Raw genomic sequence first — 12437 nt, 5'->3', positions numbered from 1 at the left:
GAATGAACGACGCCGGGCACGACCCGGCGTCTTTTTTTCTTCAGGACTGTTTTCTTCGCGCGAGCACGAGCACCGCCAGTTCGGTGCGCGTGTTCGCGTGAAGCTTTTGCATGATGCGGCTCGCGTGGTTCTTCACCGTGCCCTCGGCCAGGTTCAGCGCCGCCGCGATCTGGCGGTTGCTCTGCCCCTTGGCGATCAGGTCGAGCACCACGGCCTCGCGCTCGGTCAGCGGATCGGGCGCCTCCTGCGGCTCGGCCGACGCGGGCTCGGCGGAAGCCGGCGGGTCTTCCACCGTCACGTCCTGCGCCACGTGGTTGGCCAGCAGCCGGAACTGGTCCATCACCTTGCGCGCGATCTGCGGCGTCATGCGCGACTCGCCGCGGTGCACCGCGCGCACCGTGTCCAGCACCTCCTCCTCCGACGCATCCTTGAGCAGGTAGGCCTGCGCGCCGGCGCGCACCGCGTCGAACACCAGGTCGTCGCGGTCGAAGGTGGTCAGCACCATCACGCGGGTGCGCGGCAGCGCGGCCGTGATCTCGCGCGTGGCCAGCACGCCGCTCTGGCGCGGCATGCGCAGGTCCATCAGCACCACGTCGGGCAGCAGGCGCCGGGCGAGTTCCACCACCTCCATGCCGTCGGCGGCCTGGCCGACGACCTGGATGTCGGATGCCGCATCGAGCAGCATGGCCATGCCGCGGCGGATCAGCGGCTGGTCGTCGGCGACGAGGACCCGGATCCGCGGGTCGGCGGGCGCAAGGGATGGAACGGGCGAAACGGTGGTGGCGCTCATGGGGGCATCGGGGGAGATGCGCCCATTGTGCGATGCAGGATGGCCCGTGGCGGACAGGGATGGCCCTGAGGCAGCCGGGTATTTTCGGGCCCCGGGGCCCGGGCCGGCCGCCGCCCCCGGCGTGGCGCGAAAATACCCCGAAAAAGACCGTATCCGGCCGGTCGGTGCCCCCTGGAGACATACCCCCACGCCAGGGTTTCGGAGCCCGCGCGGCGGAACCGGGTCCCGTCCGCGCGACAATCCGGGTCTACGGCCAGAAAAAGGGCCCCCCGACGGCCGGAAATCCCAGTGACCCGACAGCCCAGCATCTACGGAAGAAGCGCATGAGCACGAAGCAACCTACCATCATCTACACCCTGACCGACGAGGCGCCCCTGCTGGCGACCTACGCATTCCTGCCCATCATTCGCGCCTTCGCGAACCCGGCCGGCATCAACGTCGAAACCAGCGATATCTCCGTGGCGGCCCGCATCCTGGGCGAGTTCCCCGAGCTGCTGAGCGACGACCAGAAAGTGCCGGACAACCTCGCCGAGCTGGGCAAGCTCACGCTCAAGCCCGAAGCCAACATCATCAAGCTGCCCAACATCAGCGCCTCGGTGTCCCAGCTCAAGTCGGCCATCAAGGAACTGCAGGGCAAGGGCTACAAGATCCCCGACTACCCCGAAAACCCGACCACGGACGAGGACAAGGACATCCGCGCGCGCTACAACAAGTGCACCGGCAGCGCCGTGAACCCCGTGCTGCGCGAAGGCAATTCCGACCGCCGCGCGCCCAAGGCCGTCAAGGAATACGCCCGCAAGAACCCGCACAGCATGGCCGACTGGAGCCAGGCCTCGCGCTCGCACGTCTCGCACATGCACGGCGGCGACTTCTACCACGGCGAGAAGTCCATGACCCTGGACCGCGCGCGCAACGTCAAGATGGAGCTCATCACCAAGAGCGGCAAGACCATCGTGCTCAAGCCCAAGGTCGCGCTGCTGGACCGCGAGGTCATCGACTCGATGTTCATGAGCAAGAAGGCGCTGCTGGCCTTCTACGAGAAGGAGATCGAGGACGCGCACAAGACCGGCGTGATGTTCTCGCTGCACGTCAAGGCCACCATGATGAAGGTCTCGCACCCCATCGTGTTCGGCCACTGCGTGAAGATCTTCTACAAGGAAGCCTTCGAGAAGCACGGCAAGCTGTTCGACGAACTGGGCATCAACGTCAACAACGGCATGGTCGACCTCTACACCAAGATCGCCACGCTGCCCCAGAGCACCCAGGACGAGATCAAGCGCGACCTGCACGCCTGCCACGAGCACCGCCCCGAACTCGCGATGGTCGACTCGGCCAAGGGCATCACCAACTTCCACTCGCCCAACGACGTGATCGTGGACGCCTCCATGCCCGCGATGATCCGCAACGGCGGCAAGATGTGGGGCGCCGACGGCCGCCTGAAGGACGTCAAGGCCGTGATGCCCGAATCGACCTTCGCCCGCATCTACCAGGAGATCATCAACTTCTGCAAGTGGCACGGCGCCTTCGACCCCAAGACCATGGGCACCGTGCCCAACGTCGGCCTGATGGCCCAGAAGGCCGAGGAATACGGTTCGCACGACAAGACCTTCGAGATCCCGGAAGACGGCGTCGCCAACATCACCGACCTGGACACCGGCGAAGTGCTGATGAGCGAGGACGTCGAGCAGGGCGACATCTGGCGCATGTGCCAGGTCAAGGACGCCGCGATCCGCGACTGGGTCAAGCTGGCCGTCAACCGCGCGCGCAACTCCGGCATGCCGGTGGTGTTCTGGCTCGACGCCTATCGCCCGCACGAGGCCCAGCTGATCACCAAGGTCAAGATGTACCTGCACGAGCACAACACCTCGGGCCTGGACATCCAGATCATGAGCCAGGTGCGCGCCATGCGCTACACCCTGGAGCGCGTGGTCCGCGGCCTCGACACCATCAGCGCCACCGGCAACATCCTGCGCGACTACCTGACCGACCTGTTCCCGATCATGGAACTGGGCACCTCGGCCAAGATGCTGTCGATCGTGCCGCTGATGGCCGGCGGCGGCCTGTACGAGACCGGCGCGGGCGGCTCGGCCCCCAAGCACGTGCAGCAGCTGGTGGAAGAGAACCACCTGCGCTGGGACTCGCTGGGCGAGTTCCTCGCGCTGGCCGTGAGCCTCGAAGACCTGGGCCTGAAGACCGGCAACAAGCAGGCCGCCATCCTGGCCAAGACGCTCGACACCGCCACCGGCAAGCTGCTCGACAACAACAAGAACCCCTCGCCCAAGACCGGCCAGCTCGACAACCGCGGCAGCCAGTTCTACCTGGCGATGTACTGGGCACAGGAACTCGCCGCGCAGACCGACGACACGGAACTGCAGGGCCGCTTCAAGAAGCTGGCGGAGGCCCTCTCGTCCAACGAGCAGAAGATCGTCGACGAACTCGCGGCCGTGCAGGGCAAGGCCGTGGACATCGGCGGCTACTACCTGGCCGACAAGGCGAAGTTCGAAGCCGTGATGCGCCCGAGCGCCACGCTCAACGCAGCGCTGGCCTCGGCCCAGGGCTGATCGACAGCGCGCGGGTGGCAGCCGTGAAGCCCTCCTGGCTCGCGATGCTCCCCGCCGTGCTGGCCCTGGCCGGCGCGGCGGGCACCGTCCACGCGGCCGAGGACTGCGAGGCCCTGCGCACCCGCATCGAGTCGAAGATCGCCGCCGCCGGCGTGGCGCGCTTCACCGTGGCCGTCGTCGATGCCAATGCGTCGACGAACGGGCAGGTGGTGGGGAGCTGCGAGCTTGGCAGCAGGAAGATCGTCTATGAAAGGGACGTCGGCACTGGGGCGGGGTCGGCGCCGGTGGCGGCGGGACCGGGCTCGGCTTCGGTGGGGGAGCCGATGTTGACCGAGTGCAGGGACGGGACTGTGTCGATGGGTGGGGACTGCAAGTAGTTTCCTGAGGCATCACGTCCTGCGTGGCGCTGCAACCCAGGTGGTCAGGGCTTCTTCAAGACCCTCCCACGATGGCCCTCCAACCCATGCCACGTAGCCGTCGGGCCTGACCCACACGGCCGCCGGTGCACCGACCTCGCCGATCACCGGAAGCTCCCAGGTGCCATCGAAGCTGGCATCGACCACCTGGACCTTGTCGGCCAGGCGTTCCACATCGGGGCTGCCCGGCATCCCGAAATTCAGCAGCAGCGGCCGCGCCGAGTGCATCAGCGTGAAGACGCGCTTCGTACCTTCCGCGGTCACGACCTCGAGATCCGGCATCCTCCTGCCCACCAGTGGATGCCCCTCTCCCAGGTCGTACCGGATATCCAATCCCGACATCATCCCCGCGAAGCGCTTGCGCGGCTCCTCCATCCGAAGCAGCTCCGACATGCTTTCCGCCAGCGCCTTGCTGCGTTCGTCCTGCCGCCGCAGCGCGACCTGCGCCAGCGAATTGCGCAGCACCAGCGCCCCCACCGGATGCCGCTCCGCCTGATAGGTATCGAGCAGGCTGTCCGGCGAGATCCCCTTCACCACCTGCGCCAGCTTCCACCCGAGGTTGAAGGCATCCTGCACGCCGAGATTGAGCCCCTGCCCGCCCGCCGGGTAGTGCACATGCGCCGCATCGCCAGCCAACAGCACGCGCCCCTGCCGATAGCTGGCGGCCTGCCGGGCCATGTCCGTGAATCGCGAGATATGAAGCGGGCTGTGGACGCTGAAGTCGGTGCCGTAGTGCGCCATCAAGCATTCGCTCAGATCGCGCAGCGTGAGCGGGTCCGCGCGCCCCACTTCGCGCTCCGTCACCATGATCCGCACAGTCTTCCCGTCGTCCATCCGGCTGAGGCCATGGATGCCGATCGCGTCGTGACGCATGCCCCAGGTGGGTTCGTCGGCGATCTCGGCCTCGGCGAGGATGTGGCTCACGGTCGGGTCCCATCCCGGAAACTCGATCCCCGCCGCCTTCCGGATCACGCTGCGCCCGCCATCGCAACCAACCAGGTATTGCGCACGCAGCGTCTGGCCGTCGCGCAGATGGACGTCGACACCGGCCTCGTCCTGATCGAAACCGACCACCTCGCGCTCCCGATACGTGGTCACCCCCAGTTCGGCAATCCAGCCCGCAAGAATGCGCTCGATGTGCTTCTGCCACAGCGCCAGTCCGTAGTTGTGCCGCGTCGGAAAGTCGCTGATGTCGAGCCGGTTGAGGCCGAACGCGGCCACCTGGGCGGTCTGCCCTTCGGCCAGGAACCGGTCGACGATGCCGCGCTGGTCGAAGATCTCGAGGGTGCGCGCATGCAGGCCGCCGGCGCGCGATCCTTCGATCTCCTGGTTCGAGCGCCGCTCGAGGATCGCGACATCGACGCCGGCCAGCGCCAGTTCGCCCGCGAGCATCATGCCGGTCGGGCCCGCGCCCGCGATCAGCACCGCATGCCCATCGCCAGGCGCAGTGACGCTTGCGGAAATCTCGTCCTGGGTTCGGCCCGTCTCGTTCGATCGACTCATTGCCTGCGGTCCTCCATGCGATGGCGTACGGCTTGTTCGGATACCACCAGGGCCCTGTAACATCGCCCTGCTTGGCCTCGACCAGACAACAGGTACGCCCCCATGCGGTTGCTCCCCATTTTCGTGGTTCTGCTTGCGAGCGCGGCATCCGCCGCCGACGGCCCGACCGCCACGACGACCACGCTCTACAAGTCCATCGGCCCCGACGGCCGAACGATCTACAGCGACGTTCCACCGCCACAGGCACGCGAATCGAAAACGCTGACGTTCAAGAACCTGCCGGCCAGCCCCCTGTCCGCGGAGACCCTCGCTTACATCGAGCAGTTGCGCCAATCCGCGGACAGCCGGGCATCGGCACCGCCTCCTCGCGACACGGTGCTGTTCTCGGCCAAGTGGTGCGGCTTCTGTCGGCAGGCGAAGGCCTACCTGGCGGCCAAGGGCATCGGCTATCGTGAAGTGGACATCGACACCAACGAAGGCAAGCTGGCCTATGCGCAACTGGGTGGCAACAATGGCGTGCCCCAACTGTTCGTGAATGGCCGAGGTCTCACCGGCTTCACGGCCTCTGCTTACGACGCCTTTCTGCAGCCCCGCAAATAGGACCGCGTCGAAGCGAGCTCATTCGGATTGCGATTTTTTCGTGTCGGGCTTTTCGACCCAACTGCGAAGAACGTCCAGGATGTCGCGGGTCGAATGCGGCATATCGAGCGCGACCGCATGGGATAGACACAATCGACGCTCATCGAGAAGAAAATTCCCATGCTGCCCGGAACCGCAAGACCCAACACCGGCCTCCTCGCGACGATAGCCGCCGCGCTGTCGGGATGCGCATTCCCCTACCATTCGGCCGAAGGTCCGGATCTGGCAACCGTACGGTTCGTCAATCTGGGCTTCGACAACGTGATTCCGTTCGAGTCACCTCAGGGCGATTGCAGGGACACCCAGGTATTCGGCAACCACCTCGCCAAGACGGGAGAGGGCGTGGGACATGGCCAATCGGCATCGACACAGGCCCGGCCCAACAAGCTGTTCGTCGTCAGTTTCTCGGGTGTGAGCGCTCTGAAGCTCTGTGGCGTTCCCGCCGGACTCGTTCCCGAACCGAATGGCGAGTATGAGATCACCCTGCGCAGGGATAGCAAGATTTGCTGGCTCACGGCTACTCAGAACAGCGCGACAGGCAAGAAGGACATTCCACTGGTACTCATCAAGGTTCATCGACCAGCGTTCGGCCCCCAATGGTGCGAAGTCGTGAAGCCCACGGAATAGCAAGCGGGCCTCAGCCTAACTCCCCTCCCTCCACCCCCCCGGCGTCACCCCATGCAGCCGCACGAACGCCCGCTGCAACGCATCCACCGACCGGAACCCGCTGCGGCTCGCGATCCGTTCCTGCGTCCACCCGGTCTGCCGCAGCAACTGCGCCGCCGCCGCCACGCGCGTGCGCTCGACGAAGCGCGCGGGCGTGCACCCCGTCTCGGCCGCAAAGGCACGCGCGAAGTTGCGCGGGCTCATGCCCACGCGTTCGGCCAGCACCTCGACGGCGAGCTCTTCCTGCGGATGCGTGCCGATCCACGCCACGAGTTCGCGCAGCCGGTGGCTCGCGCTGGCCTGCGCCTGCAGCGCGGGGGTGAGCTGCGGCTGCTCGCCGCCGCGCAGCATCGGCAGCGCCAGGGTGCGCGCGATGTCCATCGAGACCTCATGGCCCAGATCGTCCTCGACCAGCGCGAGCGCGAGTTCGATGCCGGTGACCACGCCCGCTGAAGTCCAGACCTTGCCGTCGCGCACGTAGATGCGCTGCTGCCGCACGCGCACCTGCGGCCGCAGTTCCTGCAGCATCTCGCACACGCGCCAATGGGTGGTGGCCTCGCGCCCGTCGAGCAGGCCGGCCGCGGCGAGCGCGAAGGCGCCGCTGCACACGCTCGCGACGCGGCGCGCGCGCGGCGCGGCCTGGGCGATCCAGTCGCCGATGCGCTGCTCGAGGATGGCGTGGCGCACGGCGGGCTCGTCGCCGCCGGCCACGATCAGGGTGTCGATGGCGGCGGGCAGCGCGTCGAGGCTGCGGGTGTCGCCCAGCTGCAGGCCGCTGTTGGTCGACACGGTGCCGCCGTCCGGCGAGGCGATCAGCACTTCGTAGCTGCCGGGGCGCAATTGCTCGGCCTTGCTGAACACGCTGGCGGGGCCCGCGACGTCGATGGCCTCGACGCCGTCGAACGCGATCAGCACGACGGTGCTGGCAGGAACCGCGGCTTCTTCGTCCTTGTGGGTGGGGGTCGGCATTCCTAAGCTCGGTGCATCGAGGTCATGAAGGGGATTCTCCATGTGGAACGGGCTGCGTGCGCTGCTGTGCGCGAGTATGGCGGCGATCGGGTTGGCGGGATGCGGCACGGGCACGCGCGATGCGGCGGTGCCGCCCGCGGCGCACGACGAGGCGGCGCTCGCGCGCGACCGGCAGGCCTTCGTCGAGGCCATGAAGCCGCGCCGGCCCGGCCGGCCGGTGGTCGCGATGCTGGCGCTCAACGAAGGCACCGAGCTCACCGACCTGCTGCTGCCGCACGCGGTGCTGCAACACGCCGACGTGGCCGAAGTGCGGATCGTGGCACCGCGCGCGGGCCGGGTCACGCTGTTCCCGGCGCTGCAGGTCGAGGGCGCGCAGGACTTCGCCACCTTCGACCGCGCCCATCCCGCGGGCGCCGATTACGTGATCGTGCCCGCGATGGAGCCAGCCGACGCACCCGCGGTGAGGGCCTGGCTGCAACAACAGGCCAGCCGAGGCGCGCGCGTGATCGGCGTGTGCTCGGGCGCGCTCGTGCTCGCGCAGGCCGGCCTGCTCGACGGCCGGCGCTTTGCCGGCCACTGGTACGACCGCGGCACGCTGCGCCAGCGGCCCGGCGCCACGCATGTGCCCGACCGGCGCTACCTGGTCGATCGCGACGTGGCGACGACCACCGGCATCACGGCCTCGGTGCCCGCGACGCTCGCGCTGGTCGAGGCGATCGGCGGGCCCGCGAAGGCCGCGGCGATGGCGGCCGAACTCGGCGTGGGCAGCTGGGGTCCGGCGCATGCGAGCGCGCCCTTCGGCCTCACGACCGGCCGCGGTGCCGAGTACCTGTTCAACAAGGCCGCGTTCTGGCGCGGCGAGCGTCGGCAGCTCGAGGTGCGCGACGGTGCCGACGACATCGCGCTCGCGCTGGCCACCGATGCGTGGACGCGCACGGGGCATGTCGATGTCGAGGCGGTCTCGGCCTCGGGACCGGTGAAGCTGCGCAGCGGGCTCGTGCTGGTGGCCGGCCCCGCCACGCGCGAGGCAGAGCCCCTGCCGCTGGTGGTCACCCTGAAGCCGGTGCAGCAGCTCGACCGCACGCTGTGCGAGATCGCGGGTCGCTACGGCAACGCGCGGCGGGACTGGGTGATGCAGGAGATGGAGTACCCGCGCACGGCGGCGAACACGGCCTGCGCGTCCTGATCAGCCACCGTCCGCGGCGATGAAGTTGCGCCCGCGCGCGCCGGCCAGCGCCTGCAGGATGCGTTCGCTCCAGTCCGCCTCGGGAATGCCATAGCTCAGCGGATCGACGCTCACGCCCAGTCCCTCGAGAAAGGCGCTCAGCGACGCGACGGCATGCTCGATGTCATGCGCATCGAACACCGAGAGCAGCAACGCATCGAGCGCCGGATCGCGCCCGGCCGCGAGCTGCATGATGCGCGGCAGGCTGAACGAACACGCGATGCCATGCGGCACGCCATGCCGCAGCGTGATGTCGTAGGACAGCGAATGCGCGAGCGCGGTGCGCGTGTTGGAGAACGCCAGGCCGGCCTGCAGCGCCGCGGTGGCCAGGCGCTCGCGCAGCTCGGGCCGGTCGGGCCGCGCCAGCAGTTCGGGCAGCGTGGCGACGATGCTGCGGGCCGCGCTCACGGCCAGGCTTGCCGACACCGGGTTGCGGTGCACGTTCCACAGCGACTCGAGCGCATGCGACAGCGCATCGAGGCCGCTGGCCAGGGTGGCCGCATGCGGCAGGCTCAGCATCAGGTCGGCATCGACGATGGCGGCCTCGGGCCAGGTCCACGGCAGTTGCAGCGACAGCTTGCGCGCGCGCGCCTGGTCCCACACGGTGGCCCAGGGCGTGACCTCGCTGCCGGTGCCCGCGGTCGTGGGAATGGCCAGCAGCTGTCGGTGCCGCCGGACCGCGGCCGGCGCGCTGTCCGCGCCTTCGAGTAGCGCGAGCAGTTCGTCGAAGCGCCCGGCCGCGGGGCGCGTGAGCATCACCTTCGCGCAGTCGATCACGCTGCCGCCGCCGAGTGCGATGACGCAATCGACCTCCGCATGCTCGCGCCACAGCCGTTCGTACATCGGCGCCAGCCAGGCCACGTCGGGGTTCGGCAGCACCTCGGTCTCGACGGCCACGAGGCGCTCGCCCAGCAGGCCACGGATGCGATCGACGAGGCCGAGGCCGACCGCCTCGGGGAAGGCGATCAGGATCGCGCGGCGTGCGCCGAGCAGCCCGGGCAACGCATCGAGCGAGCCGCAGCCGGCATGCACGTCGACGGGGTTGTAATAGGTCCACATGATGGGTTCGGGAAAGCTGGCGCCACGGCCGCGTCATGCGGCCGGGCGCGCGAGAGAGAAAAGATCCGCGCGGCCTTCAGTGCCGGCCGCTGTGCTGGATGCGGTGGCGCAATTGGCTCGAGAGCAGGTCGGCCACGATCACCATCACGGTGATCACGATGATGCAGGTGGCGGTCTCCTGGTAGCGGAACAGCTTGAGGCTGCTCACCAGCTCGAAGCCCAGCCCGCCCGCGCCCACCATGCCCAGCACGGTGGCCGAGCGCAGGTTCACCTCGAAGCGGTACAGCACGACGGCGATCCAGGCCGTGACGACCTGCGGCAGCACGCCGAACACGATGACCTGCAACGGCCGCGCGCCGGTGGCGCGCAGGGCCTCGAGCGGGCCCTGGTCGATCTCCTCGATGGCATCGGCGAAGAACTTGCCGAGCATGCCCGCGCCATGCAGCGCGAGCGCCAGCACGCCGGGGAACGGACCGAGCCCCACGGCCGACACGAACACCAGCGCGAGGATCAGCTCGTTGATGCTGCGCACCACGTTGAGGGCCTGGCGCGTGCACTGGTAGACCCAGCGCCGGCTCTGCAGGTTGCGCGCCGCCAGGAAGGACAGCGGAATGGCCGGCAGTACCGCCAGCAGCGTGCCCCAGACGGCGATCTGGATGGTCTCGAGCGCTGGTGCGACCAGACGGCCCAGGATGTTCGTGTCGGGCGGCATGGTGCGGCCCAGGAAATCGAGGATCTGCGGCAGGCCCGCCGCCAGTTCGGACCAACTGAGCTGCGCGCCGCCGGCGCTCCATTGCAGCGCCCAGCCGACCACGCACAGGCCGATCAGCAGGTTGAACCAGCCGCGGCGACTCTCGGGCAGCGGGCCGGTCCAGGCATATCGGGTCGAGGGGGTGTTCATGCGTGTCCTTCGGTGCGTGCCAGCAGCGGCAGCGGCACGGCCGCCGGGGCGGCGGGCTCCTTGCGGTCGGCCGCGGGCTGCGGCACGTAGATGCGGTCGATGTCGTCGGGGCCCATGGCCTGCGGCGCGCCGTCGAACACGACGCGGCCCTGCGAGAGGCCGACGATGCGGTCGGCGAACTCGCGCGCATAGTCGACCTGGTGCAGGTTGCACAGCACGGTGATGCCGAGGTCGCGCGAGGCATCGCGCAGGTACTGCAGCACCTTGCGCGAGGTCTGCGGGTCGAGGCTCGCCACTGGCTCATCGGCGAGGATCAGCCGCGGCTGCTGCGCGAGCGCGCGCGCGATGCCCACGCGCTGCATCTGGCCGCCCGAGAGCGAATCGGTGCGCGCATGGGCCTTGTGCGCGAGGCCCACGCGGCCCAGGCATTCGTGCGCCAGCGCGATGTCGGCGCGGCTGAAGAAATGCAGCACCGAGGCCAGGGTCGACACCGCGCCGAGCCGGCCCGTGAGCACGTTCTTCAGCGCGCTGAGCCGCGGCACCACGTTGTGGTGCTGGAAGATCATGGCCACGCGCTGGCGCAGCGCGCGCGTGTCGGCGCAGTTCACGGCGTCCATGCCGTCGACCCTGAGCTCGCCGCCGTCGGCCAGCGCCAGCCGGTTCACGCAGCGCAGCAGGGTCGACTTGCCGGCGCCCGATTCGCCGAGCACCACCACGAACTCGCCCGCCGCGGCATCGAGGTCCACACCGCGCAGCACGGCGTTGTCGCCATAGCGCTTGGTGAGCTGCCGGATGCGGATCACTTCATGCTCCGCAGGTCGAGCTTGAGCACCTTGGCGGTGTCGCGCACCACGTTGTAGGCCGCGTCGGTGGTGGGCTGGAAGCCGTTGAGCACGCCCTGGTCGCCCCAGGGCAGGTCCTTCACGTTGGCCAGCGCCTTCGCGATCTTCGCCTTCAGCGCCGGATCGAGGTCCTTGCGCCAGACCATCGGCGACTCGGGGATCGGGTTCGACGACCAGACGATCTCGAGCTCGTCCTGCTTGACCTGGCCCTTGGCGATGGCGCTCGCGAGGATGCGGTCGGCCACGGCGGCGGCATCGACCTTCTTGTTGGCCACGGCCAGGATGCTGGCGTCGTGCGAGCCCGAGAAGATCACGCGGCCGAAGAAGGTCTCGGGGTCGTAGCCGGCCTGCAGCAGGCCCGACTTGGGGAACAGGTGGCCCGAGGCCGAGGTCGGGTCGACGAAGGCGAAGCTGCGGCCCTTGAGGTCGGCGGTCTTGGCGATGCCGCTTTCCTTGCGCGCGATGATCACGCTCTTGTAGGAGCTCTGGCCGGTCTTCTTCGTCACGGCCACCGCGAAGGCTTCCACGTCCGCGACCTGGTTCGCGAGCACGTACGAGAACGGGCCGAGGTAGGCCACGTCGAGCTTCTTGGAGCGCAGCGCCTCGATCACGCCGTTGTAGTCGGTCGCCACGAAGGGCTTGACCGGCATGCCGAGCTGCTGCTGCAGGCTGTCGAGCACCTGGCGGCTGCTCTCGATCATGGCCTGCGAGTCCTCAGCCGGGATCAGCCCGATGGTGAGGGGCTGCGCGGCCAGGGCCGGCAGGGCGGCGACCGCGGAAACTGCCGAAAGGGCCAGGGCGATCAGGCTGCGGCGCAGGCGAAGGAGGGTGTTCATGGTGGTGTCTGGGGTGAAAGAGGACGGAAT

At 68.6% G+C, this 12437-nt stretch carries 12 protein-coding genes; 5 read left to right on the top strand and 7 right to left on the bottom strand.

What is annotated here, in order from left to right:
• Positions 1-40 precede the first annotated feature (40 nt).
• Positions 41-790 carry a response regulator transcription factor gene (locus tag BM109_RS21500; protein WP_093346817.1) on the bottom strand — a complete coding sequence of 250 codons (750 nt, stop codon included), beginning with the start codon at positions 788-790 and terminating at the stop codon, positions 41-43.
• Between the two features lie 323 nt (positions 791-1113).
• Between BM109_RS21500 and BM109_RS21495 the strand changes: the two genes are divergently transcribed.
• Positions 1114-3351 carry an NADP-dependent isocitrate dehydrogenase gene (locus BM109_RS21495; protein ID WP_093346814.1) on the top strand — a complete coding sequence of 746 codons (2238 nt, stop codon included), beginning with the start codon at positions 1114-1116 and terminating at the stop codon, positions 3349-3351.
• A 23-nt stretch (positions 3352-3374) separates the two neighbouring features.
• Positions 3375-3728: a DUF1161 domain-containing protein gene (locus BM109_RS21490; protein WP_093346812.1), complete on the top strand. Its 354-nt coding sequence runs from the start codon at positions 3375-3377 to the stop codon at positions 3726-3728.
• A 12-nt stretch (positions 3729-3740) separates the two neighbouring features.
• Here the strand turns inward: BM109_RS21490 and BM109_RS21485 are convergent, their stop codons facing one another.
• Positions 3741-5270, bottom strand: coding sequence for an FAD-dependent monooxygenase (locus BM109_RS21485; RefSeq protein WP_093346809.1), 1530 nt, complete (start codon positions 5268-5270; stop codon positions 3741-3743).
• Between the two features lie 102 nt (positions 5271-5372).
• Between BM109_RS21485 and BM109_RS21480 the strand changes: the two genes are divergently transcribed.
• The gene (locus BM109_RS21480; protein WP_093346806.1) at positions 5373-5870 is read left to right on the top strand and encodes a glutaredoxin family protein; all 498 of its coding nucleotides are present in this window, start codon (positions 5373-5375) and stop codon (positions 5868-5870) included.
• Positions 5871-6029: 159 nt separating this feature from the next.
• On the top strand, positions 6030-6536 hold the full coding sequence (locus BM109_RS40840; protein ID WP_143129227.1) for a hypothetical protein: 507 nt from the start codon (positions 6030-6032) through the stop codon (positions 6534-6536).
• Positions 6537-6551: 15 nt separating this feature from the next.
• Here BM109_RS40840 and BM109_RS21475 read toward each other — a convergent pair whose 3' ends face one another.
• Positions 6552-7544 (bottom strand): GlxA family transcriptional regulator, encoded by a 993-nt coding sequence (locus BM109_RS21475; RefSeq protein ID WP_093346803.1) that lies wholly within the window; start codon positions 7542-7544, stop codon positions 6552-6554.
• 40 nt (positions 7545-7584) lie between these two features.
• Here BM109_RS21475 and BM109_RS21470 point away from each other — a divergent pair, with 40 nt between their 5' ends.
• Positions 7585-8730 (top strand): DJ-1/PfpI family protein, encoded by a 1146-nt coding sequence (locus BM109_RS21470; RefSeq protein WP_093346801.1) that lies wholly within the window; start codon positions 7585-7587, stop codon positions 8728-8730.
• Here the strand turns inward: BM109_RS21470 and psrA are convergent, their stop codons facing one another.
• The 4 genes from psrA to phnD form a co-directional block, all read right to left on the bottom strand.
• Positions 8731-9828, bottom strand: a complete 1098-nt coding sequence (gene psrA / locus BM109_RS21465; RefSeq protein ID WP_093346798.1) for an iron-containing alcohol dehydrogenase PsrA — start codon at positions 9826-9828, stop codon at positions 8731-8733.
• A gap of 76 nt (positions 9829-9904) precedes the next feature.
• Positions 9905-10729 carry a phosphonate ABC transporter, permease protein PhnE gene (phnE, locus tag BM109_RS21460; RefSeq protein ID WP_093346796.1) on the bottom strand — a complete coding sequence of 275 codons (825 nt, stop codon included), beginning with the start codon at positions 10727-10729 and terminating at the stop codon, positions 9905-9907.
• Complete coding sequence (gene phnC, locus BM109_RS21455; RefSeq protein WP_093346793.1) at positions 10726-11532, bottom strand: phosphonate ABC transporter ATP-binding protein; 807 nt, start codon at positions 11530-11532, stop codon at positions 10726-10728. Before phnC ends, phnE begins: the two co-directional genes overlap by 4 nt.
• Positions 11529-12407, bottom strand: a complete 879-nt coding sequence (phnD, locus tag BM109_RS21450; RefSeq protein ID WP_093346791.1) for a phosphonate ABC transporter substrate-binding protein — start codon at positions 12405-12407, stop codon at positions 11529-11531. Before phnD ends, phnC begins: the two co-directional genes overlap by 4 nt.
• Between the last annotated feature and the right edge of the window lie 30 nt (positions 12408-12437).

It is taken from the genome of Variovorax sp. PDC80 (assembly GCF_900115375.1).
Lineage (GTDB): Bacteria > Pseudomonadota > Gammaproteobacteria > Burkholderiales > Burkholderiaceae_C > Variovorax.
Note: the sequence above shows the minus strand (reverse complement) of the source record. Positions and strands in the feature narration are given on the sequence as shown.